Annotated in this window: 21 protein-coding genes; 20 read left to right on the top strand and 1 reads right to left on the bottom strand. The window is 42.4% G+C overall.

Annotation, left to right across the window (positions count from 1 at the left end; genetic code table 11):
* Positions 1-265 precede the first annotated feature (265 nt).
* From lspA to pyrE, 12 genes are all read left to right on the top strand, one after another.
* Positions 266-736: a signal peptidase II gene (gene lspA, locus LF817_RS07155; protein ID WP_253935107.1), complete on the top strand. Its 471-nt coding sequence runs from the start codon at positions 266-268 to the stop codon at positions 734-736.
* A complete protein-coding gene (locus LF817_RS07160) occupies positions 736-1,644 on the top strand; it encodes an RluA family pseudouridine synthase (RefSeq protein ID WP_253935108.1) in 909 nt (302 codons plus the stop codon). The genes lspA and LF817_RS07160 overlap by 1 nt, the downstream gene beginning before the upstream one ends.
* A 163-nt stretch (positions 1,645-1,807) precedes the next feature.
* Entirely contained in the window at positions 1,808-2,350 is a 543-nt protein-coding gene (gene pyrR, locus LF817_RS07165) for a bifunctional pyr operon transcriptional regulator/uracil phosphoribosyltransferase PyrR (RefSeq protein ID WP_253935109.1), read from the top strand.
* Positions 2,351-2,482: 132 nt separating this feature from the next.
* The gene (locus LF817_RS07170; RefSeq protein ID WP_253935110.1) at positions 2,483-3,865 is read left to right on the top strand and encodes a solute carrier family 23 protein; all 1,383 of its coding nucleotides are present in this window, start codon (positions 2,483-2,485) and stop codon (positions 3,863-3,865) included.
* Positions 3,866-4,013: 148 nt separating this feature from the next.
* On the top strand, positions 4,014-4,895 hold the full coding sequence (locus LF817_RS07175; protein ID WP_253935111.1) for an aspartate carbamoyltransferase catalytic subunit: 882 nt from the start codon (positions 4,014-4,016) through the stop codon (positions 4,893-4,895).
* Positions 4,896-6,188: a dihydroorotase gene (locus LF817_RS07180; protein WP_253935112.1), complete on the top strand. Its 1,293-nt coding sequence runs from the start codon at positions 4,896-4,898 to the stop codon at positions 6,186-6,188.
* Positions 6,169-7,263, top strand: coding sequence for a carbamoyl phosphate synthase small subunit (locus tag LF817_RS07185; RefSeq protein ID WP_253935113.1), 1,095 nt, complete (start codon positions 6,169-6,171; stop codon positions 7,261-7,263). The genes LF817_RS07180 and LF817_RS07185 overlap by 20 nt, the downstream gene beginning before the upstream one ends.
* A complete protein-coding gene (gene carB / locus LF817_RS07190; protein WP_253935114.1) occupies positions 7,256-10,456 on the top strand; it encodes a carbamoyl-phosphate synthase large subunit in 3,201 nt (1,066 codons plus the stop codon). The genes LF817_RS07185 and carB overlap by 8 nt, the downstream gene beginning before the upstream one ends.
* Positions 10,456-11,217: a dihydroorotate dehydrogenase electron transfer subunit gene (locus LF817_RS07195; protein WP_253935115.1), complete on the top strand. Its 762-nt coding sequence runs from the start codon at positions 10,456-10,458 to the stop codon at positions 11,215-11,217. The genes carB and LF817_RS07195 overlap by 1 nt, the downstream gene beginning before the upstream one ends.
* Positions 11,214-12,122, top strand: coding sequence for a dihydroorotate dehydrogenase (locus LF817_RS07200; RefSeq protein ID WP_253935116.1), 909 nt, complete (start codon positions 11,214-11,216; stop codon positions 12,120-12,122). Before LF817_RS07195 ends, LF817_RS07200 begins: the two co-directional genes overlap by 4 nt.
* Positions 12,123-12,141: 19 nt before the next feature.
* Positions 12,142-12,837, top strand: coding sequence for an orotidine-5'-phosphate decarboxylase (gene pyrF / locus LF817_RS07205; protein ID WP_253935117.1), 696 nt, complete (start codon positions 12,142-12,144; stop codon positions 12,835-12,837).
* Positions 12,818-13,447 (top strand): orotate phosphoribosyltransferase, encoded by a 630-nt coding sequence (gene pyrE, locus LF817_RS07210; protein ID WP_253935118.1) that lies wholly within the window; start codon positions 12,818-12,820, stop codon positions 13,445-13,447. Before pyrF ends, pyrE begins: the two co-directional genes overlap by 20 nt.
* Before the next feature lie 376 nt (positions 13,448-13,823).
* On the opposite strand, the gene LF817_RS07215 is transcribed toward pyrE, so the two are convergent.
* Complete coding sequence (locus LF817_RS07215) at positions 13,824-15,530, bottom strand: Rqc2 family fibronectin-binding protein (protein ID WP_253935119.1); 1,707 nt, start codon at positions 15,528-15,530, stop codon at positions 13,824-13,826.
* A 105-nt stretch (positions 15,531-15,635) separates the two neighbouring features.
* Here LF817_RS07215 and LF817_RS07220 point away from each other — a divergent pair, with 105 nt between their 5' ends.
* The 8 genes from LF817_RS07220 (at position 15,636) to rsmB (ending at position 23,725) form a co-directional block, all read left to right on the top strand.
* Positions 15,636-16,517, top strand: coding sequence for a YicC/YloC family endoribonuclease (locus tag LF817_RS07220; RefSeq protein ID WP_253935120.1), 882 nt, complete (start codon positions 15,636-15,638; stop codon positions 16,515-16,517).
* A gap of 69 nt (positions 16,518-16,586) precedes the next feature.
* Complete coding sequence (remA, locus tag LF817_RS07225; protein ID WP_253935121.1) at positions 16,587-16,850, top strand: extracellular matrix/biofilm regulator RemA; 264 nt, start codon at positions 16,587-16,589, stop codon at positions 16,848-16,850.
* A gap of 12 nt (positions 16,851-16,862) precedes the next feature.
* On the top strand, positions 16,863-17,483 hold the full coding sequence (gmk, locus tag LF817_RS07230; RefSeq protein ID WP_253935122.1) for a guanylate kinase: 621 nt from the start codon (positions 16,863-16,865) through the stop codon (positions 17,481-17,483).
* Complete coding sequence (gene rpoZ / locus LF817_RS07235; protein WP_253935123.1) at positions 17,480-17,707, top strand: DNA-directed RNA polymerase subunit omega; 228 nt, start codon at positions 17,480-17,482, stop codon at positions 17,705-17,707. Before gmk ends, rpoZ begins: the two co-directional genes overlap by 4 nt.
* 89 nt (positions 17,708-17,796) lie before the next feature.
* Positions 17,797-19,002 carry a bifunctional phosphopantothenoylcysteine decarboxylase/phosphopantothenate--cysteine ligase CoaBC gene (coaBC, locus tag LF817_RS07240; RefSeq protein WP_253935124.1) on the top strand — a complete coding sequence of 402 codons (1,206 nt, stop codon included), beginning with the start codon at positions 17,797-17,799 and terminating at the stop codon, positions 19,000-19,002.
* Positions 18,999-21,410, top strand: a complete 2,412-nt coding sequence (gene priA / locus LF817_RS07245; protein WP_253935125.1) for a primosomal protein N' — start codon at positions 18,999-19,001, stop codon at positions 21,408-21,410. The genes coaBC and priA overlap by 4 nt, the downstream gene beginning before the upstream one ends.
* Before the next feature lie 16 nt (positions 21,411-21,426).
* A complete protein-coding gene (gene fmt / locus LF817_RS07250; RefSeq protein ID WP_253935126.1) occupies positions 21,427-22,374 on the top strand; it encodes a methionyl-tRNA formyltransferase in 948 nt (315 codons plus the stop codon).
* Positions 22,367-23,725: a 16S rRNA (cytosine(967)-C(5))-methyltransferase RsmB gene (gene rsmB / locus LF817_RS07255; protein ID WP_253935127.1), complete on the top strand. Its 1,359-nt coding sequence runs from the start codon at positions 22,367-22,369 to the stop codon at positions 23,723-23,725. Before fmt ends, rsmB begins: the two co-directional genes overlap by 8 nt.
* The last annotated feature ends 50 nt before the right edge of the window (positions 23,726-23,775 follow it).

The raw sequence follows: 23,775 nt of genomic DNA on the forward strand, positions 1-23,775 counted from the left end.
GCTGAAAAGCCCGAGGAAGCTCGCCACTTCCCCCACAGGAAAGCGAGTAGCTTCCCAACCACACCAGACTCTCATTACAGCCACGAACCCTGGTTATCTCGAAACTGAGTCTTAAAGTATCCTGCCAGTTAGTTAAAGTGCAACCCATCATAAGTTGTATCTTTTTCCATCTCTCGTATAAATAACAGCTTAAAACTTTTACGGAAGCGCCATTCTTCGAGATATGGTACAATAGCAGAGGAAAATGATACGTGGAGGATCAGTTATGTTTGTATATTATCTCTTTGCAGCAGCCTTGATTATTATTGATCAAATCACCAAGTGGCTCGTAGTCGAGCGCATGGAGCTGCGGGAATCCATATCAGTCATCGAAAACTTCTTTTACATAACGTCGCATCGCAATACAGGAGCAGCGTGGGGGATCCTTCCAGGCCAAATGTGGTTTTTCTATATTGTGACCGTCATCGTTATCGGAGTCATCATTTATTACATGAAACAATATGCGAAAAGCAGTCGGTTTGTAGGCTTCGCATTAGCTCTTATATTAGCTGGAGCGATCGGGAATTTCATAGATCGTCTTTTTCGCAAAGAAGTCGTCGATTTTTTTAATTTTTACCTCGGTTCTTACAATTATCCGATTTTCAACATCGCGGATTCTGCCTTAGTAGTAGGAGTTATTTTTGTCATGATTGCTACTTTTGTAGATGAGCGTAGAAAGAAAGGAAGTACAACGTAGTGAATGAAACTTATTTAGTAGAAGAAACGGACCAATCGAAAAGAATCGATAAACTTTTATCAGATGTGATTGAGGACGCTTCCAGATCTCAAATTCAGGGATGGTTAAAAGAAGATTACGTGCTCGTCAATGGTAAAGCTGTGAAAAGCAATTATAAAGTCCAAGCTGGTGACGAAATCACCTGGACCATACCAGAAACTAAACCGCTTGAACTTGAACCTGAAAATATTGATCTGGAAATTGTTTATGAGGATTCTGATGTAATCGTTGTAAATAAACCTTCCGGGATGGTTGTTCATCCAGCTGCCGGTCATGAAGATGGAACGTTAGTGAATGCCCTGCTCTATCATTGTAATGATTTGTCAGGAATTAATGGAGTTGAACGTCCGGGGATCGTTCATCGGATTGATAAAGATACGAGCGGATTACTGATGGTGGCCAAAAATGATAAGGCTCATGAATCACTTGTAAAGCAGCTTATGGATAAAACTGTAGAGCGTAAGTATCTGGCTATCGTCCACGGTACAATACCACACGAATATGGTACGATCGAAGCTCCTATAGGAAGGGATCCTAAAGATCGTCAGCGGATGGCTGTAGTAGACTCAGGACGCGATGCTGTGACTCATTTTCAAGTATTAGAGCAATTTGAGGATTTTTCTTTTGTTGAATGTAAGCTGGAAACGGGCCGTACGCATCAAATTCGTGTGCATATGAGATATATCCATCATCCACTGGCCGGGGACCCTAAATATGGTCCTCGTAAGACGCTGGAACTTAACGGGCAGGCGCTTCACGCGAAGTCTATCGGCTTTGAACACCCAAGATCAGGAGAATGGCTTAAGTTCGAAGTGGATCCTCCTGAGGAGTTTACAGAAACTCTGGAATATCTTCGAAGCAAAAGTTGACAAAAGCATGGAAGTCTGTGATAATCGTTAACAGAATTAAATAGTCCTTTAACCCAGTCCCGTGAGGCTGAAAAGGTAGTCGGTTTACACAACGAAAGTCTGTGTATAGTAAGCCCTTTTCTGCCTTTATGCGGAAAAGGGCTTTTCGTTTGGAGGTTTATTAATGGAAAGAAAAGCAACAGTGTTAGACGATGCAGCGATACGCAGAGCTCTTACTAGAATCTCCCATGAAATCATTGAAAAGAATAAGGGAGTCGAGGATCTTGTTCTTGTAGGAATTAAGACAAGAGGGGTACCGATTGCAGATCGTCTCAAAGATAAAATCGAAAGCATTGAAGGCCAGGAGATCTCTGGCGGTGAACTTGACATAACGCTATATCGCGATGACTTGAAGAATAAAAGTTATCAAGAAGAGCCGGATGTTAAGGAAACGAATATTTCAGTGAATATCACCCATAAAAAAGTCATATTAGTGGATGATGTATTATACACAGGCCGGACGGTGCGTGCCGCAATGGACGCTCTTATGGATCTTGGCCGCCCTTCACAAATCCAATTAGCCGTCCTCGTAGATCGAGGTCACAGAGAACTACCGATAACCGCAGATTACGTCGGTAAAAATATTCCGACTTCACAAAACGAAGTCGTGACTGTCGGGTTATCTGAGACGGACAAATTAGATGAAGTCGTCATTTATGAAAATTGAACATACGAACCCTTTAATAAAGTCCAGTGAGGCTTAAAAGGTCGAAAGTAATCTCGTATCCAGGCGATACGTGTACCTCTTTGCGAACCTTTAAGCAAAGAGGTTTTTTTATGCGAAAAGGAGGAACTTATTATGAAATCAACAGAAGCAGAAGTAGGCATTCGAGAAGTACCGAAAGCACCAAAATGGCTTGCTTTAAGCTTTCAACACTTATTCGCGATGTTTGGAGCAACTATCCTCGTACCATTCTTAACCGGTTTACCGCCAGCAGTCGCATTAGTTTCAAGTGGGTTCGGAACACTTGCTTACTTGCTTATTACGAGAGGAAGAATCCCTGCATATTTAGGATCCAGTTTCGCTTTCATCTATCCGATCATGCAAGTTTCTGAAACTCACGGTGTCGCCGGTGCTATGATAGGAAGTTTTCTTGCTGGGCTGGTATACGGGGCAACCGCCCTGCTGATCACTATCTTCGGCATGAAATGGATTATGAAATTACTCCCTCCTGTCGTCGTTGGGCCAGTGATTATTGTTATCGGTCTAGGGTTAGCTTCTACAGCCATTGATATGGCTATGTATTTGCCAGGCGATGAGCAAGTGTATAGTGCTACTCACTTTACAGTCGCTCTCGTAACGTTAGGAATTACCATTCTGGCCACGATATTCTTAAGGGGATTTTTAGGCCTGCTTCCTATTTTGATCGGAATTCTAGGAGGGTATGGCTTTGCACTTAGTCAAGGAATTGTAGACACAAGTGAAATTGCAGCAGAATGGTCAAGTATCACCTCTGCCGGTTCTATAGGAGGAACATTTCAAGCCATTTTCCAAATGCCTGAATTTCTAATTCCATTCAGAGATTTTTCACCACTATCTGTTTTCAGCTGGCAAATAGTATTCCTGATGGTTCCATTTGCTCTAGTTACTATTACAGAGCATATTGGTGACCAGATGGTTCTTTCAAAAGTAGTGGGACGCAACTTTTTGAAAAATCCAGGGTTGAACCGTTCAATCCTCGGTGATGGCGTAGCTACGGTTATCGCCTCATTTCTCGGAGGGCCTCCGAATACGACCTATGGAGAGAATATCGGAGTGCTTGCCATAACGAGAGTCTATAGCGTGTTCGTAATTGGAGGAGCAGCCGTCATAGCTATATTCTTTGGATTCGTAGGTATGAGTACAGCTGTGATTGGATCGATTCCTTCCGCAGTTATGGGAGGAGTATCGATACTATTATTCGGTACCATCGCATCCAGCGGCTTACGAATGCTGATCGATAATCAGGTAGACTTCGGGGAGAAGCGCAACTTAATTATTTCTTCCGTCATTCTTGTCATCGGAGTAGGTGGAGCTTTTGTTCAATTGACAGATGATGTTCAAGTCCAGGGGATGGCTCTTGCCGCTATATTAGGTGTCCTTCTGAATCTGCTGCTTCCTGGGAAAGAGAAAAGCCAGGGTAATGGAAGCATGTTTGAAGAGCCTGAAGTAGAAGACAAGCAATCGAATGGAGCAGCATAACTAAAACCAGCACACGTTTTAACAAAGTCCTGTGAGGCTTTGAAAGGTGTGGCTAGGGCTTAGCTTATTCGTTACGAAACGAATGGAGCACCCCCGGTCACTCCGGGGGTGTTTTTTTTACAGCTATCGATAAAAAGGAGATGAACCCATGCAGCATTTACTATCTATGAACGAAGTGACACACTCACATTTAAACCGTATATTCTCAAGAGCTAATGAAATTAAAGATGGAAGTGTGGACTGTGCGGCAAAAGGTACGTTTGCAGCCAACATTTTCCTTGAAGCAAGCACACGGACGAAAAACAGCTTTTATATTGCTGAGAGGAGACTCGGCATCGATGTAGTGGATGTCAATGGTTCAGACTCCAGCCTGACGAAAGGTGAAAGTTTAAAAGATACATTAAAAGCGCTCGAGTCCATTGGAGTTCAATTAGTGGTTCTTCGTCAGCCTGATCAGGGAGTTCTTCAAGATCTTTCTGAAGGGTTGAACTTATCCATCATAAATGCAGGCGATGGAACAGGAGAGCACCCAACGCAAAGCTTACTCGACCTTTACACGATTTCAAAAGAATTCTCTTCATTTGAAGGTCTTCAAGTAACAATCGCTGGAGATATTAAACACAGCAGAGTTGCTCGATCTAATGCACATGCGTTGAAGAAGCTTGGTGCAAAAGTATCGTTCGCAGCTCCTGTAGAGTGGCAGGATGAGTCTTTATCTAGTGAGTACATATCGATGGATGAAGCGGTGGAGGTGAGTGATGTCCTCATGCTGCTTAGAGTGCAATGCGAAAGACATGAAGAACAGCATGTATCCAATAATGACTACTTGCGTCTATACGGTCTGACTGTGGAGCGTGAAGCGAGGATGAAACGAGGCAGTATCATTCTCCATCCTGCGCCTGTCAATCGGGGAATTGAAATTGACGATGCTCTAGTAGAATGTGAGCGCTCAAGAATTTTTGACCAAATGGCAAACGGAGTTGCCGTCAGAATGGCGATCATCCAAAAATTGTTGGAGGGGGATTTGTAAATGTCTATAAAAATTATAAACGCTAAACGAGTAGTCGAAGGTGAGCTTATAGATTGTGAGCTTTTCATTGAAAATGGGGTCATTCAAGAATGTTCTAAAAAAGCAGCGGGAGATGCCGAAAGGACAATAGATGCAGAAGGACAGCTTCTCTCCCCAGGTTTTGTCGACCTTCACATCCATTTAAGAGAGCCTGGTGGAGAAAGTAAAGAAACGATCGCTACAGGAACGGAAGCAGCAGCCCGCGGAGGTTTTACTACAGTATGTGCGATGCCTAATACCCGTCCAGTTCCTGATTGTCAAGAAACGATGGAACAATTAAACGATAAGATTAAAAACGATGCGGTCGTCCGCGTCCTTCCTTATGCTTCCATTACAACTCGTCAGCTTGGGAAAGAATTAGTGGATTTTGATACATTGAATCGCTTGGGTGCCGTAGCTTTCACTGATGATGGAGTAGGCGTCCAGACCGCAGGTGTCATGTATGAGGCTATGGTAGAAGCCGCTCGCTTAGGACAAACGATTGTGGCTCACTGTGAAGATAATTCACTTATCTATAACGGTGTAGTGCACAAGGGCGATGTCAGTAAAAGGTTGAACGTTCCTGGTATTCCTAACATTGCGGAATCAGTTCACATCGCGAGGGATGTCCTACTTGCAGAAGCTGCTGATTGCCATTACCACGTCTGTCATGTGTCAACAAAAGAGTCTGTCCGCGTCATCCGTGATGCAAAGAAAGCAGGTATCCATGTAACTGCTGAAGTAACCCCTCACCACTTACTATTGACAGAAGATGATATTACAGAAAACAATGCCTTTTTCAAAATGAATCCGCCTCTTCGTTCTAAAGAAGATCAGCAAGCGCTGATCGAGGGGCTGCTAGATGGAACGATTGATTGTATTGCTACAGACCATGCTCCCCATACAGAGGAAGAAAAATCAGAAGGTCTGGTTAAAGCTCCTTTTGGAATTACAGGACTTGAAACTGCATTTCCATTACTGTACACCCAGTTGGTTCAAAAGGATGTCATTACATTGGAACAACTGATTAATTGGTTGACCACAGCACCTAGCCAATTGTTTCGGTTACCTTATGGATCGCTGGAAGCAGGTGCACCTGCAGATATCACATTAGTCAATATCGACGATGAAAAACAAATAAACCGTCATGATTTCGCTTCAAAAGGAAAGAACACACCCTTTCACAAGCAGGAAGTAAAGGGATGGCCGGTACTTACAATCGTCAATGGAAAAATTGTCTGGGAGGGAACTACAAATGAAACAACTCGTACTTGAAGACGGCACTACATTTATCGGAAAAGGATTCGGCAGTGACCGGGAAAGCTTTGGAGAAGTAGTTTTCAACACTGGGATGACCGGATATCAGGAAGTTATTTCAGATCCTTCTTATTGCGGACAGATTGTGACCTTTACGTACCCTTTAGTAGGGAATTACGGCATAAATCGTGATGACTTTGAGACTGTTAACCCGGCTATTTTAGGGGTGGTCGTGAAAGAGCATTGTGAACAACCTTCTAATTTCAGAAGTGAAGAAACGCTTGATGAGTTCCTTAAGGCTAAAGGGATACCTGGTATCAGCGGCATCGATACAAGGAAATTGACAAAAATCATTCGACAGCACGGAACGATGAAGGCAGTGATTACGTCTGCAGACCGTTCTGTAAGTCAAATATTGAATATGATGAAGGATACACCACTCCCTATAGATCAAGTAAGGCAGGTCTCAACGGTTAAGCCATATGTCGTTCCGGGACGTGGGTATCGTATAGTCCTGGTGGATTATGGAATGAAGCATGGAATTTTAAGGGAGTTTACGAAGCGCAATTGTCATGTAACCGTAGTCCCTTATCATACATCTGCTGATGAAATTTTACGATTGAAGCCTGATGGCGTCATGCTGTCTAACGGGCCGGGAGACCCGAAAGACGTACCTGAATCCATTCAAACGATTCGTTTATTAATGGGACAAGTACCTATCTTTGGAATTTGCTTAGGTCACCAGCTGATCGCGTTGGCTGCTGGGGCCGATACGAGTAAGATGAAGTTTGGACACAGAGGAGCCAACCAGCCTGTCAAAGATATAAAATCCAACAGGACGAAGATTACTTCACAAAACCATGGCTATGCAGTTGATACTCAATCGGTTCAAGCCACTAAGCTCAGGTTGACTCAAGTTTCTTTGAATGACGATACCGTGGAAGGTCTTGAGCATAGTACACATAATGTTTTTAGTGTCCAATACCATCCGGAAAGCTCCCCTGGACCGGACGACACATCGTATTTGTTTGACGATTTTCTACTTCGTATCAAACAATCTCAACAAAAGAACAAGGAGGCTACTTATGTCTAAGCGTACAGATATCCAGAGAATACTTGTGATCGGATCAGGTCCGATCGTCATAGGGCAGGCTGCTGAATTTGATTATTCCGGCACCCAGGCATGTCAGGCACTGAAAGAAGAAGGTTATGAGGTGATCCTGGCGAATTCAAATCCAGCTACGATAATGACAGACCATACATTCGCGGATAAAGTATATATGGAGCCTCTCACGTTGGAATTTTTAATGAAAATCGTCCGTAAAGAACGCCCTGATGCTATATTACCAACATTAGGCGGACAGACAGGCTTGAACTTAGCGGTTGAATTGAGTGATTCAGGAATTCTTGAGCGTTACAGCGTAGACTTGCTGGGAACTCCACTTGAAGCTATTCAAAAAGCGGAAGACCGCGAAAAATTTCGTTCCCTTATGCATCAGTTGGGCCAGCCTGTACCAGATAGTGAAATTGTGAATTCAGTTGATCAAGCGGTGGATTTCGCTGACAAAATCGGTTATCCCGTCATCGTTCGTCCAGCCTATACAATGGGAGGCGCAGGAGGCGGCATGTGTGACGACGAAGAGCAGCTTCGAGAGATTGCTAGGAGCGGCATCTCCCTCTCACCAGTTAGTCAATGCTTAATTGAAAAGAACATTGCAGGTTTTAAAGAAGTAGAGTATGAAGTTATGCGTGATTCTAATGATCAGGCGATCGTTGTATGTAATATGGAGAACTTCGATCCGGTCGGCATTCATACCGGTGATTCAATCGTTTTTGCTCCGTCCCAAACGTTGAGTGACCGAGAATATCAAATGTTACGTAATGCTTCCTTGGAAATCATCAGAGCGTTAGAGATCGAAGGGGGATGTAACGTTCAGCTCGCTTTGGACCCGAACAGCTTCCAATACTATGTAATTGAAGTAAACCCGAGAGTCAGCCGTTCATCGGCTCTAGCCTCTAAAGCCACAGGCTATCCAATAGCAAAAATGGCAGCGAAAATTGCGGTAGGTATGACCCTTGATGAAATAAGAAATCCGATAACCGGAACCACATACGCTTGTTTCGAGCCCGCTTTAGATTATGTAGTGGCAAAAATTCCGAGATGGCCGTTCGATAAGTTCGCCAAAGGAAATCGTAAACTGGGTACTCAGATGAAGGCGACGGGCGAAGTCATGTCGATAGGACGTACAATCGAGGAGTCACTGCTTAAAGGAATTCGTTCACTTGAAGGAGAAAAAGAGGATTTATATGTCGATTCAGTTGCTGAGTTAAGTCTCGAAGAACTATTTCTCCGCATGAAAAAAGCTGATGATGAACGGATTTACATTTTAGCCGAAGCATTGCGTAGAGAAGTTTCTTTAGAAGATATTCATCACACGACGCAGATTGATTTCTTCTTCTTAAACAAATTACAACGGATCATTAATCTGGAGCAAAGAGTAACGGAGAAAAAATGGGATATTGATGTTATAAGAGAAGCGAAAGAAAGCGGGCTTTCGGATACCCAGATGGCACGTTTACTATCTGTGCCTGAGATGGATGTAATGGAATTCCGAAATAAACATGACATCACACCTGTTTATAAAATGGTCGACACTTGCGCAGGCGAATTTGTGTCAGAAACTCCATACTTTTACAGCACTTATGAGGAAGAAAATGAATCAGTTGTTTCGGAAAATAACAAAGTGTTAGTCATTGGCTCTGGTCCTATACGCATCGGCCAGGGTGTGGAATTCGACTATGCGACCGTTCACTCTGTCCTAGCGTTGAAAGAATTAGGGTACGAAGCTATCATTATGAACAATAACCCGGAAACGGTATCTACCGATTTCAGTGTCTCAGACAAGCTATATTTCGAGCCGCTGACCCTGGAAGATGTAATGCACGTCGTAAATTTAGAAAAACCAGCAGGAGTCATTGTTCAATTCGGCGGTCAAACGGCAATTAATCTTGTTGAGGGTCTAAGCCGCTGTGGAGTTGAGATCCTTGGCACAACTATGGATGCAATTAACCAGACGGAGGACCGGGATCTTTTTGAACAGTTGTTAAATAAACTCGATATTGCGAAACCAGGCGGCGAAAGTGTGATCAGTGAAAGAGAAGCTATTCACGCTGCCAAAGAGATCGGCTATCCAGTGGTCGTTAGACCATCCTATGTCCTAGGCGGAAGAGCAATGGAAATTGTCTATTCTGAAGATGAACTGAAAACCTATATGAAAGAAAATGTTCGTGTTCATAACGGTCACCCTATTTTAATCGATAAGTATTTGACAGGTATGGAAATTGAAGTCGACGCGATCACGGACGGAGACGATGTCGTAATACCAGGTGTTATGGAGCATATCGAGCGAGCTGGGGTACACTCTGGAGACTCGATGGCCGTTTATCCGACACAGCGTCTAACAAAGGCTCTCGAACAGCAGTGTGTAGATGCTACCGTGAAGATTGCGAGAGAGCTCAATATGAAAGGGTTAATCAATATCCAGTTCGTCGTATTGGATAATACAGCCTACGTATTGGAAGTCAATCCCCGGGCAAGCAGAACCGTTCCTTTCTTAAGCAAAATAACCGGGGTTACGATGGCACAGATCGCTACAAAAGTCATTATGGGGGAAAGCTTACAATCATTGGGTTATACCTCAGGGATGGCAGAGAAGCCAGATGGCGTCTATGTGAAAGTCCCCGTCTTTTCTTTTGAGAAGCTTAGAAGTGTAGATACGACGCTTGGACCAGAAATGAAGTCTACCGGTGAAGTGATCGGATATGATCAAAGTTTAGAGAAAGCTCTGTTTAAAGGAATGACAGCTGCAGGTTTGAAAATTCCAACGGAAGGCTCTGTACTATTAACCGTAGCAGATAAAGATAAGGATGAGATGCTTGGGATTGCGAAGGTCTTCCATCAGCTTGGTTTCCATCTCTACGCGACGAAAGGAACTGCGAAAACGATTGAGGCAGCGGATCTACCCGTTGAAACTGTAGGCAAACTGGGTTCAGATCAACGCGATATTATCGATCTAATAAGAAACGGAGACGTACAATTCGTAGTCAACACCCTTAATAAAGGTCTACGCTCCCGTTCAGACGGATTTCTTATTAGAAGGGAAGCTGTGGAACATGGAATTGCCTGCTTAACGAGTCTCGATACTGCAAAAACAATTGTAGAAGTCATTGATGCGATGACATTTACAGCACGTACAATTGATAAAAAAGAGGCGGTGTTATCTTAATGCTCAGAGAATGGATGACGATTGTAACCCATCAGCAGCTCGCTCACCAAACTTATCTGTTAGAGCTGCAAGGAGAAATCGCAGGACTAGTCGATAATCCAGGCCAATTTGTACATCTTCAAATTAGTGAACAATACTTCCTGCGCCGCCCTGTCTCTATAGCAGATGTAAGTCCTATCAAAGGGACCATCACCTTACTTTATAAGGTGATGGGAGAGGGTACAGAGGCTTTGACCAAAAAAGAGGCAGGCGAAAAGATGGATGTAGTAGGACCGGGTGGGAAAGGGTTCCCTATGGATGAAATAAATTCCAAGAAAGCCCTCCTTATTGGAGGGGGGATCGGCATCCCTCCGCTATATTATCTGGCCAAGGAACTGACTGCGAAAGGCATCGAAGTGGAGAGCGTATTAGGTTTTCGATCTGAAAATGACCTCTTTTATTTAGAAGAGTTTAAATCCTTAGGAGAGGTTCATATTACCACAAATGATGGAAGCGTAGGTACGCAAGGTTTTGTTACCGATGCCCTCCCCGCCTTGGATACGATTGAAACTTACTTTACGTGCGGACCGACCGTCATGTTGAAAAATGTAAAAGAAAAGCTGGACGGAATTCCAGGATATATTTCGATCGAGGAAAGAATGGGATGTGGAATAGGAGCCTGTTTTGCGTGTGTACTTGAAACACCTGGCGGATGTGGAAAAGGATACGTTAAAGTATGCAGCGATGGCCCGGTTTTCCGCCCGGAGGAGGTCATCTTATGATAGATACTACTGTAAAACTGCCTGGCATCCACATGAAAAATCCGATTATGCCGGCGTCAGGATGTTTTGGCTTCGGTAAAGAATTTTCACAGTTTTATGATCTATCTTTGCTTGGAGCCATTATTATCAAAGCATCGACTGGGGAGCGGCGCTTCGGTAATCAGACCCCAAGGGTTGCGGAAACTTCAAGCGGCATGTTGAATGCGATCGGGCTGCAAAACCCTGGAGTAGACGGCGTGATAACGGATGAGCTTCCGTTTCTTTATCCTTACAAAACCCCGATCATTGCTAATGTAGCAGGAAGTACACTGGAGGAATATTCACTTGTTGCTGAAAAGTTGTCAAAAAGTGGTGTGGATGCTCTGGAAATTAATATTTCCTGTCCGAACGTTAAGGAAGGCGGCGTGCAATTCGGCACGGATCCCAAACTAGCTTACGAAGTCACAAAGCAAGTGAAAAAAGTCAGTAGTCTTCCCGTTTATATTAAGTTGTCACCTAATGTCACTGATATCGTTGGATTAGCTAAAGCGGTCGAAAAAGCGGGGGCTGACGGCCTTTCCATGATCAATACACTGACAGGAATGAGGATTGATCCCCACACTAGAAAACCAATTATAGCTAATCAAACGGGAGGGTTATCTGGACCTGCTATAAAACCTGTGGCCATAAGGATGATTCATCAAGTATATCAAGAGGTTGACCTGCCGATCATCGGCATGGGAGGCATTGAAACCACAGATGATATTGTTGAATATTTACTTGCCGGGGCTAGTGCGGTAGCTATTGGCAGTGCGAACTTCAAAAATCCTAACATTTGTAAAGAATTGATTCATGAACTGCCTGAGACATTGCAAAAGTTTGGGTTTAACTCGGTAAAAGAAGCGGTAGGAGGGGCTCATCATTAACCAATTGGAAGAAATTTATGTGGCGCTTGATTTCGAGAGTAAAATGCAAACTATATCATTTTTAGATGAACATGAGCTTGATGGAGTACCCGTGAAGGTAGGTATGGAACTTTTTTATAAAGAAGGGCCAGCTATGATCCTAGAACTGAAAAAAAGAAACCATCCTCTGTTTCTTGATTTGAAATCACACGATATACCAGCTACGGTCAAACGAGCGATGCGAAGTATATCCTCTCTTGGGGTGGATGTTGTAAATGTCCATGCCGCTGGTGGAAGCCGTATGATCGAAGCGGCAAAAGAAGGCTTAGCTCAGGAAAGCAGCTGTGATACTAAATTATTGGCTGTTACTCAGTTGACGTCCACAGACCAGGATACCCTCAAATCTGAACTTCTGATTGATCGTCCGCTGAATGACGTTGTGACTGAGTATTCTAAGCTTTCTAAGCGCAGCGGGGCTGATGGAGTCGTTTGTTCAGTGAAAGAAGTTGAAGCCATCAAAAAAGCCTGCGGCAGGGAGTTTTTAGCTTTGACTCCGGGAATCAGGCAGGCAGAAGATGACCGGCATGATCAAAAAAGGATAGCTACTCCTTTTGATGCTGGATTCCAGGGAAGCGACTCGATTGTAGTTGGAAGAAGTATTACGCAGTCCAAAAACCCACGGGATACATACGAACAATTCAAGGAGGCTTTCAGTAATGGAAAACAACAAAATTGAAGATTACTTGCTTGAGATTGGTGCAGTGCAAATTCAGCCGAACGACTTATTCACATGGACTTCCGGATTGAAATCCCCTATATATTGCGATAATCGCCTGACTATGTCTTATCCCCATGTAAGAAAACAAATCATTGACGAAATGGTAAGATACATTGAGCAGCTCGATGAAGAGGTCGATATGATTGCTGGCTGTGCCACGGCTGGAATCCCTCATGCAGCGTGGGTAGCAGATCGACTGGACCTGCCCTTAGTTTATGTAAGGGGAGAAGCCAAAAAGCACGGAAAAGGAAATCAGGTGGAAGGCGACTTAAGTCAAGGCAGCCATGTGGTAGTCATCGAAGATCTCATATCTACAGGAAAGTCTTCGATCGCATCCAGTGAAGCCTTAAGAGAAAGTAATAAAGAGGTGGTGTGTATTTTATCTATTTTCAATTATAATTTACATGCAGCTGAAGAGGCATTTGAAGCTAAGAGGTATAAAACACATTCCTTGGCGACTTATAATGAATTGATCCATATCATGAAAGAAAAAGATCAATTAAATGAAGAAGAATATGAAAAACTTCAAAAGTGGAGTGCTGATCCTCAAATTTTCACAAAAAATTAAAATACATTATATTGCGCTTCATGTAAATGGTTAGTACCATAAGAGTAGATACGGAAAGCTATGGTGATGAAATGAAATCAAGAAAACATTCTTTTTTCATTCTAATTAATGCAGGCTTAGGGTTAATCACTTGTATGGTTTTTCTATATACTTGGATGGCTTTCACATTTATGGAGCCGATTTGGTCATTTGAACCCTTACTAAGCTTAGCTGGGTGTTTGACTTTCTTTATATTATGGAATAAATGGTTCCTTAGAAAAGAACGGCCAAGATACTGGGCGCAGGCTATATTCTCTTATGTTGCAGCAATTATTCTTTTTGTCTATTTTTTGAGTAGATAAAAAATCCACTATCTTTAATAGTGGATTTTTTTCATTTAACTTTTCAATTTTTTTACTTCCTCTTTGTCTGGAGTTACGAACAAAGTTTGCTGTTGATCGTAGGTTACGTACCCCGGTTTAGCACCAGAAGGCTTTTTCACATTTTTAATGAGTGTAAAATCGACCGGTACAGAAGAGGACTGACTATATTTGCTATAATATGCTGCAAGTCTTGCCGCTTCAAAAAGAGTATCTTCTGACGGTTCTTCACTTTTTATGACAACGTGGGAGCCGGGAATATCTTTTGCGTGAAGCCAAATATCTTTTTTACTTGCAAGGCGATTGGTCAAGTATTCGTTTTGCTTATTGTTTCTGCCGACATAAATAGTAGTGCCATCCGTGGAAGTGAATGATTCCGGAGATGGCTTAGACGATTGGTTCTTTTTCTTGCGAGACGCCGGCTTTTTCTTCATATACCCTTGCTCTCTTAACTCTTCGCGAATATCTTCAATGTCTTCTTCACGTGCTGTTTCAACTTGCTGGATCAATCGTTCGAAATATTCGATTTCATCTTTTGCCTTCTCAATTTCGATTAGTACGACTTGTTTAGACTTTTTTAGCTTCTGATACGTCTGAAAATAGTTTTGAGCATTCTCGCTGGGTGTTTTATTTGGGTTCAATTCAATCGTCATTTCAGATTGATCTGGGTCGTAATAGTCTGCGACAGTTACATTTGAATCTCCCAGCTTCACTAAATGCATATGGGCAGTGAGAAGCTCCCCCATTTTTTGATAATCATCTGCTGCATCGGATTTTTTTAAAGTAGTTTCATGCTTTTTAATTTTTCGTTTGTTCTTATCACGTTCGTTTTTTAAGAACCGATATAAGTCCCCGGCCTGCTGTTTTACACGGTCGCGCTCTGCTTTGCCCGAGTAGTAGCTGTCCAGCATTTCACTGACAGTGGAGAAGTTTTTAGTCTCCTCATTCTTATGCTGTAGGTTGAATACATAAAACTGTTCGCGATCCCCAAGGAATAAAGTTGGCTGATAATTATTCTGCAAAATGCTTTGTCTGAAGTCCTCGTACTCTTCTTTATAATTAGCAGCTGAACCTAAACTTGCCCGATAAGCGATTTCTTTAGTGATCATGGGGGAAAAGCCCATCACTTTTTTCAGTATCTGCTGGTCAAGCTTCCCAGAATTGAAATCCAATTTCGCGATAAGAGCTTCTCCAGTAAGTTCGATCGGACTAGTTTTGCCTTGTTCAGGAGGCAGGATATACGGCTGGCCAGGCATAACCGTCCGGTGACGGTTTTGGGAAGGTGGCAGGTGCTTTATACTGTCTAAAATATGACCGGCTTCCTCATCTACTAGAAGGATATTGGAGTGTTTCCCCATTACTTCTATAATTAAGGTTTTAACTGTTTCATCACCAATTTCATTTCTGGACCGAATGTGGAATTTTACGATTCGCTCCATTTCCACCTGCTCGATATTTTCGATGAAGCCTCCAACGAGATGCTTTCTTAAAAGCATGCATAGCATCGGAGGCTCTTTCGGATTGGAATATTGATCTTCGGTCAAATGAAAACGCGCATAAGTTGGATGTGCTGATAATACGAGCGTATGCTTTGTTCGTTTTTTTCTAATTGTAAAAACTAATTCTGTATCTGTAGGTTGATAAATTTTCATAATTCTCCCGGATTGGATAGGCTCATGGAGTTCATGAGTAATCGCCCGGGTCACAATACCATCAAATGACATGGTTCTCACCTCTCTAGTCTTGTCAGTATAGCAATGATTCGCACGGTTGTGAACATTTTTGGTACACTTAAGACCGGTCAAAAAATATAAATGGACGTGGTAACGATGATAAAAAGCATGACGGGTTATGGTCGAAAGACGGTTGCAGGAGAACAGCTTAAAGTGACAGTCGAAATTAAGAGCGTCAATCACCGCTTTCTTGATTTCTCTCCAAAGGTACCTCGAGCGTTTTTGTATATGGAAGATCTAATGAAAAAGAAAGTGGCCGAATACATTCACCGCGGGCATATTGATCTGTTCATAAATATTGAAGGAAACAACGCTTTAAACAAGAAGCTTCGGGTCGAAGATGATTTGCTCGGTCAATACATAGATGCGCTTCACTCCCTTAAGACTAAGCATGAGTTGACGGGAGATATCTCTATTGATATGGTTACTAAGTTAGAGGATATTTTTTCGATAGTCGAGAGTGACGATCCTTCTCCCGAGATCGAATCAGCTGTACTTACAGCCTTAGAAGAGGCTCTTCAAACCGTTGTAAGTATGCGTTCAGCAGAGGGAGAGAAGTTAGACAGCGATTTACGCAAACGTCTTGAAAGCCTTTCTGTTCTTATTGATGAGGTAGAGTCCAGGCGATTTCAAGTAATCGACGAACATAAAGAAAAAATTATCTCAAGAATACAGGAAACTATGAAGGATCAATTTGAGTATGATGATCAAAGGCTACTTCAAGAAGTTGCCCTTTTAGCTGAAAGAGGGGACATTACGGAAGAGATCGTACGTTTTCGCTCCCACTTAAAGCAATTCCAGTCTACTATTGAAAGTCATGGAGCTGTTGGAAGAACATTAGATTTCATCGTACAAGAGTTTCATCGTGAAATTAATACGATCGGGTCTAAGTCAAATGACCCATTTCTCTCTAATAATGTAGTAAAATTAAAAAGTGAGATAGAAAAAATGAAGGAGCAAATACAAAATATCGAATAACGATTGAGATTCGCTCTAGTTTTTTCATATAATAAAGAAAGATAAGGTTATTAGAAGGAGGAAGTGTAGTTGAGTTTAAAGTTAATCAATATAGGGTTCGGTAATGTGGTTTCCGCTAACCGGATCATATCCATCGTCTCTCCAGAATCTGCACCGATCAAACGTATTATTACCGTTGCGAGAGACAATAATAAATTAGTAGATGCTACATACGGACGAAGAACTCGTGCCGTTATCATAACAGATAGTGACCACGTTGTACTATCTGCTGTTCAGCCGGAAACGGTAGGTCAGCGAGTGTTGAGCAATGATGAAATTTCAGATGATAACTAGGAGGATCCACTGGTGATAAAGGAAAAAGGTATTTTATTTATTTTATCCGGACCCTCTGGTGTCGGTAAAGGAACTGTTAGGAAAGCCTTGTTTGACCAATCCACTGACTTAAGGTATTCCATTTCCATGACTACTAGAGAGCCGAGAGAAGGTGAAGTGGATGGTGTAGACTACTTCTTTAAATCAAGAGAAGAATTTGAACGTTTAATCGAACAGGGACAATTGATTGAGCATGCTGAGTATGTCGGCAATTATTATGGCACACCAAAAGAATATGTCGAACATACACTAGAACAAGGGAAAGACGTCTTTCTTGAGATTGAAGTACAAGGAGCTTTAAAAGTACGTGAGAATTTTCCGCAAGGTGTATTTGTTTTCCTAATCCCTCCTTCTCTTGAAGAATTAAAGGATCGGATTGTCAGCCGCGGTACAGAAACAGAAGAAAAAGTAAAAAACAGATTATTGGCCGCAAAAGAAGAAATTGAAATGATGGACGCTTATGACTATGTAGTCGTCAATGATCAGGTTGATTCTGCCGTTAAAAAGGTACAGGCGATCGTAGCAAGTGAACATTGTAAACGTGAACGCGTTTCTAATCAATACAAAAAAGCATTGGAGGCTGATCAATCATGATGTTAGAACCATCAATTGATTCACTGCAGCAGCAAATTAAATCAAAGTATACTTTAGTAACTCTTTCAGCAAGACGCGCCCGTGAGCTGAAACAGGGGAGCGCTCCTATGATCGATAAACCTACATCCAGTCAGCAAGTCGGGGTGGCTTTAGAAGAAATCGATTGTGGAAAGCTGACTTTTTCAGAGTCAGATGTCATCCAATCCAGAACTGAAACTACGTAAACAAGTATAATATACCATCATCAAAGCCGCGCTAACTTAGTCATAAGGCGCGGCTTTTCCTTATCATCGTCGGGAAAGGATAGGATTCTATGCTTACAAATAAAAAGATTGTACTAGGCGTATCCGGTGGGATAGCTGCGTACAAAGCGGCTGCCCTGACTAGTAAATTAGTTCAGGCTGGAGCAGTCGTCAAAGTGATCATGACAGAAAATGCTCAAAACTTTGTGGCACCTACGACATTTCAAGCTTTATCACGTCAACCTGTTTATACCAATACATTTAAGGAGCAGGACCCTTCTCAAATCCAGCATATTGACGTAGCCGATTGGGCTGACATGTTTCTTATAGCCCCGGCAAGCGCCAATACAATCGGAAAATTAGCTAATGGAATTGCCGATGATATGCTTTCAACAACCCTGTTAGCGACAGAAGCACCTGTTTATATTGCACCAGCTATGAATGTCCATATGTACAGCCACCCTTCCGTCATGAATAACCTTAAACAGCTCGACGAGTGGGGATTCAAATTCATCGAGCCCGGTGAAGGCTATTTGGCGTGTGGTTATGTAGGCAAAGGAAGACTAGAGAACCCAGAAACGATCGTCGAGCTTTTACAGAAGGAATCAAATAGATCAGCTGTCTTAAAAGGAAAGAGAGTTTTGATCACTGCTGGACCGACCCATGAAAAGATCGATCCTGTTCGGTACTTCACGAATCCATCTTCAGGAAAAATGGGATTTGCGCTGGCACGTCAGGCTTCTCTCATGGGGGCAGATGTGACTTTAATTGCCGGACCTGTTCAATTGGACACACCTCAACATGTCAAAAGAATTGACGTCACTACAGCAGAAGACATGTACGAAGCTGTCCTGTCTAATTTTGAAAACAACGACATTATCATAAAATCGGCGGCAGTGGCTGATTATCGACCAAAATATCAATTCGATCAAAAAATGAAAAAGTCTCCTGGGGATTATTCAGTTGAAATGGAACGGACGCGAGACATACTGCAGGAATTGGGAAATCGCAAAACTTCGCAGTATTTAATAGGCTTTGCCGCTGAAACAAATGACCTCGAACATTATGGAGAAGACAAATTGCGCAGAAAAAATTTAGATGCAATTGTCATGAACAATGTTGCAAAAGAAGGGACAGGATTTGCTCATGATACGAATTCATCCATTTATTTGACTAAAGAAGGAAAAAGGGTAGAGCTTCCTTTAATGACTAAAGATGAATTAGCTGAAAAAATTCTATTAGATGTGGCTGATAATGTAAGTGGTGGCGCGTTTTGAATATTGCAAAAGTAATAGTGGATGTACCTTCTCAAAACACAAATCGCCTTTTTGATTATGGCATCCCATCTAAATATTTACACGTTGTCCAGCCTGGTGTTAGAGTGATTGTTCCATTTGGGCCGAGAAAAATTTTAGGATATGTCATCTCCATGACCGATCATAGTGAATTTAATAAACTGCGAAATATAGAGGATGTTCTTGACATTACGCCAGCTCTTACTCCTGAACTTTTACAAGTAGGAAAATGGTTATCCAATCAAACGCTCAGCTACTATGTTTCTTGTCTTCAAGTCATGCTGCCTCAAGTGTTAAAAGCTAAATACCGTAAAGAGCTGTGGAAACTGAATGAAGAAGATTTTCCTGAAGAGCTTGAACAGTTATTCGCTGGACGCGGTGTCATTGATTATTCAGAATTTGAGAATTCCGGTATCACTTATCAGCAGTTGAGAAAATACGTGGATGAAGGCGTAGTCGATGTTCATTACGAAGTGAAGAGCAGAGAGACGAAAAAAACGACGACAATTGTTGAGCCTTTGTTAGACCCTTTGCAGCTTGAAGAGTCATTAGAGGATTTGCCTAAACAGGCGACTAAGCAGCGTGTCATCGTCGGATATTTTGTAGAACATCAGGAGCCTTTACCTAAAAAAAATCTCCTCTCGTTAACGAACACGTCTGCAGCATCACTGAAACCGCTCGTGGAGCAAGGGATTTTGAAAGAGTACAAACAGGAGATTCTTCGCGATCCCTATGGACATCGTGAGTTTGAGAGGTCCGCTCCATTTCCGCTGACTGAAGAACAGCAGGAAGCAATACATCCGATCCTACATAGTCTTGCCGATCGAAAACACGATGTATTCCTTCTTCACGGAGTAACAGGCAGTGGAAAGACGGAAATTTATCTTCAGTCGATTCAGAAAGTACTGGATGAAGATAAAGAAGCTATTATGCTCGTTCCTGAAATTGCTTTAACTCCACAGATGGTCGAGCGGTTTAAAGGCCGCTTTGGCTCAAAGGTCGCTGTACTGCACAGCGGGTTGTCTGCTGGAGAAAAATATGATGAATGGCGTAAAATTCAAAGAGAAGAAGTTCATGTTGTCGTAGGCGCACGTTCAGCCATATTTGCCCCTTTCAAAAATCTTGGAATCATTATAATAGATGAAGAGCATGAATCCAGTTATAAGCAGGAAGACAGGACGAGGTACCACGCTCGTGATGTAGCTATAGAAAGAGGGAAGATCCATTCTTGTCCTGTCGTACTCGGAAGTGCCACTCCTGCTTTAGAAACATACGCACGTGCAGTCAAAGGTAATTACCACATGCTCACTCTTTCAAAAAGAATGAATAATGCTTCGATGCCTAGTACAGAATTAATAGATATGAGAGATGAACTGCATCAAGGAAACCGCTCGATGTTTTCCCGTGTCCTGCTTGATAAACTCAAAGATAGAATAGACCGTGGAGAACAAGCTGTTTTGTTTCTTAATCGAAGGGGCTATGCAACGTTTGTTATGTGTCGTGACTGTGGCCATGTAAAAGAGTGCCCTCACTGTGATATTGCTTTGACTTATCATAGAAGACAAGAGAGGTTGAAATGTCATTACTGCTCACATGAAGAGCCTATGCCAAATCAATGCCCAGAATGTGAAAGCAAGACAATCAGGTATTTTGGAACGGGTACTCAAAAGGTAGAGGAAGTACTGCAGGAGTTGATCCCTGAGGCCCGCGTGATCCGGATGGATGTGGATACAACCAGGAAAAAAGGGGCACATGAACGCCTTTTAAATGATTTTGGAGATAAAAAAGCGGACATCCTTTTAGGTACGCAGATGATTGCTAAGGGGCTCGATTTCGGTAACGTAACCCTTGTCGGTATCCTGGCAGCCGATGCATTGTTGAATCTTCCCGATTTCCGGGCTTCAGAAAAAACATTTCAGCTGATTACACAAGTAAGCGGCAGAGCAGGAAGACATAAATTAGCTGGAGAAGTAGTTGTTCAAACATATACACCTGAACATTACAGTATCCAGTTAGCAAGCGAGTATGATTATGAGAGCTTCTTCCAAGAAGAAATGAAACTAAGAAAAGGATTCCATTATCCTCCTTACTACTTTTTGACTCTATTTACTGTGTCTCATCCTAATCAGCTTAAAGTTCAGGAAGTGACTCAGAAGATTGTCCAGTTTATGAGGAAGAAGTTATCCGAAGAGGCTGATGTGTTAGGGCCAACCCCTTCCGCACTGACCCGGATCAATAATAGATATCGCTATCAATGCATGGTAAAATATAAAGATGAGCCAGAACAGCGGAAATTAATTCAACGAATCCTTCATTATTATGAGGATGAAATGAAAGAAGAAAATGGATTACAAATAACGGTAGATTTTCAACCGTATCAGTTAATGTAAGGAAGGAGTTCATTCCATGACAAGAATCGTATTTATGGGAACACCAGATTTTGCAGTTCCTGTACTCGAACAACTGGTTGGCCACAATTATGATGTGGTCCTAGCCGTTACGCAGCCTGACCGTCCTAAAGGTCGAAAGAAGGTATTGACTCCTCCTCCCGTAAAACAGGCAGCAGAGCGACTTAATATCCCTGTATTCCAGCCTGAAAAAATTAAATCTGAATATCATAAAGTGCTAGAATATCAACCTGACTTGGTTGTCACTGCTGCCTTTGGACAAATACTGCCTGAAGGACTTTTATCTTCTCCCAGCTATGGCTGTATAAATGTGCATGCTTCTCTACTGCCGGAGCTTAGAGGGGGCGCTCCCATCCACTATTCCATTATCCAAGGAAAGAAAGAGACAGGTGTCACTATCATGTATATGGTGAAAAGACTGGATGCTGGAGATATCCTGAGTCAGGTTAAAGTATCAATAGACGATGACGACCATGTGGGAACACTTCACGATAAACTTTCAAAAGCAGGTTCGCAGTTGCTCCTCGAAACATTGCCGAGACTTTTATCTTCTGAAATTACACCAATCAAGCAAAATGAGGAGGAAGCTACGTTCGCCTCTAATATCAAACGTGAACAGGAACTTTTAGACTGGGATAAAGATCAACAGTCCATTTATGATCATGTCCGGGGTATGCACCCCTGGCCGGTGGCTTTCACTTTTTGGAAAGGCAAGCCTCTAAAAGTTTGGTGGAGTGTAAAAGTGGAAGGGACTTACGATCAAAAGCCAGGGACTATTGTAGGGTTTCATGAAGATGGATTTTTAGTAGCGACTGGTGATAAAAAAGCTATAAAAATAACTGACCTGCAGCCCTCGGGCAAGAAGAGAATGGATGGACAGGCCTTCTTAAATGGTTCAGGCCAGTCAATGCAGCTTAATGAACGGCTTGGTGAACAAAATGGCTAAATATGAGTTAAGAGAAGCAGCGCTAGAGTTATTGACCCGAATAGGAGAGCAAGGCGGCTACAGCCACGTGCTTTTAGACCAGGAGATGAAAAAACGCAGCCTATCATCAAAAGATGGCGGTTTATTGACTGAAATTGTTTATGGGACTCTGCAAAACAAACTGAAGATTGATTATCAAATCGCACCGAATATTTCTAAACAGAAAAAACTCAAGCCCTGGGTGAAATGGCTGTTGTATATGTCTGTGTATCAAATGTTATATTTGGAACGAGTGCCGGATCATGCGGTCATACATGAAGCAGCAGAAATTGCCAAAAATAGAGGTCACAAGGGCATTTCTGGTCTCGTCAATGGAGTTTTAAGAAATATTCAAAGAAATGGTGTTCAGGATCCTTCAAAAATTGAGGATCCAGCTGTAAAATTGTCGGTTGAGACCAGTCATCCCGAATGGCTGATCCACCGCTGGATCGATCAATACGGTTTTGAAGTGACCAGAGGGATTTGTTTTCAAAACCTTAAACACCTGCCTATGGCTGTCAGGGTACAGCCGCTTCGAATTTCCAGAGGTGAAGCGGCTGCGGAACTTGCTGAACGAGGGATTCAAACAGAGAATAGCGAATTCTCCTCTCAAGGCCTTATAATAACCGAAGGCAATATTTTAAACGACCCTCTTTTTAAGAGAGGTCAGCTGACTGTGCAGGACCAAAGTTCTATGCTAGTAGCAGAAATGATGAGTCTCGAACCTGGGCAGGATGTACTGGATGCTTGCAGCGCTCCAGGAGGGAAAACCACTCATATCGCAGAAAAACTGAAGGATCAAGGCACCGTTTACGCTTATGATTTACATAAGAAGAAAGCGAACTTGGTCAATGAAAAAGCGAAATTGCTGCACCTTCAATCTATTGAAACTAAACAAGCTGATTCCAGACATCTATGTGACCTCCATGAAAAGGAATCGTTCGACCGCATTCTTCTCGATGCGCCTTGTTCAGGCTTAGGCGTTTTAAGAGGAAAACCGGATATTAAATACCACAAAAAAGAAGAAGATATCTATGCGTTACGAGGCATCCAAGATGATCTGCTGGAAAGTTTGGCTCCTTTATTGAAAGTGAATGGGAAGCTCGTATACAGCACTTGTACCATAGACAAACATGAGAATATGCAAGCAGTACAGCATTTCTTAGAGAATCATTCGGAATTTGAAATTGATGAAGAGTTTCACAACGAACTTCCAGCGCACCTTCAGAATTCACAGGGTTGGAGTGAGTATGGACTGCAAATATTCCCGCAAGATTGGGATACGGACGGTTTTTTCTTAACTAGAATGGTGAAAAGTAAGCCATCGTTTTAGAGAAAATGATGTACAGAAAACTATCATCTAGGCAGTGTAATGAAGAGACG

The sequence above is a fragment of the Halobacillus sp. A1 genome (assembly GCF_024189295.1).
GTDB lineage: Bacteria > Bacillota > Bacilli > Bacillales > Halobacillaceae > Halobacillus_A.

Excerpts from the sequence above, each read along its gene's own strand:
- lspA (WP_253935107.1), top strand. The coding sequence starts at position 266 with ATGTTTGTATATTATCTCTTTGCAGCAGCCTTGATTATTATTGATCAA.
- pyrR (WP_253935109.1), top strand. The coding sequence starts at position 1,808 with ATGGAAAGAAAAGCAACAGTGTTAGACGATGCAGCGATACGCAGAGCT.
- LF817_RS07170 (WP_253935110.1), top strand. The coding sequence starts at position 2,483 with ATGAAATCAACAGAAGCAGAAGTAGGCATTCGAGAAGTACCGAAAGCA.
- LF817_RS07175 (WP_253935111.1), top strand. The coding sequence starts at position 4,014 with ATGCAGCATTTACTATCTATGAACGAAGTGACACACTCACATTTAAAC.
- LF817_RS07180 (WP_253935112.1), top strand. The coding sequence starts at position 4,896 with ATGTCTATAAAAATTATAAACGCTAAACGAGTAGTCGAAGGTGAGCTT.
- LF817_RS07185 (WP_253935113.1), top strand. The coding sequence starts at position 6,169 with ATGAAACAACTCGTACTTGAAGACGGCACTACATTTATCGGAAAAGGA.
- carB (WP_253935114.1), top strand. The coding sequence starts at position 7,256 with ATGTCTAAGCGTACAGATATCCAGAGAATACTTGTGATCGGATCAGGT.
- LF817_RS07195 (WP_253935115.1), top strand. The coding sequence starts at position 10,456 with ATGCTCAGAGAATGGATGACGATTGTAACCCATCAGCAGCTCGCTCAC.
- LF817_RS07200 (WP_253935116.1), top strand. The coding sequence starts at position 11,214 with ATGATAGATACTACTGTAAAACTGCCTGGCATCCACATGAAAAATCCG.
- pyrE (WP_253935118.1), top strand. The coding sequence starts at position 12,818 with ATGGAAAACAACAAAATTGAAGATTACTTGCTTGAGATTGGTGCAGTG.
- LF817_RS07215 (WP_253935119.1), bottom strand. The coding sequence starts at position 15,530 with ATGTCATTTGATGGTATTGTGACCCGGGCGATTACTCATGAACTCCAT.
- LF817_RS07220 (WP_253935120.1), top strand. The coding sequence starts at position 15,636 with ATGATAAAAAGCATGACGGGTTATGGTCGAAAGACGGTTGCAGGAGAA.
- rpoZ (WP_253935123.1), top strand. The coding sequence starts at position 17,480 with ATGATGTTAGAACCATCAATTGATTCACTGCAGCAGCAAATTAAATCA.
- coaBC (WP_253935124.1), top strand. The coding sequence starts at position 17,797 with ATGCTTACAAATAAAAAGATTGTACTAGGCGTATCCGGTGGGATAGCT.
- fmt (WP_253935126.1), top strand. The coding sequence starts at position 21,427 with ATGACAAGAATCGTATTTATGGGAACACCAGATTTTGCAGTTCCTGTA.
- rsmB (WP_253935127.1), top strand. The coding sequence starts at position 22,367 with ATGGCTAAATATGAGTTAAGAGAAGCAGCGCTAGAGTTATTGACCCGA.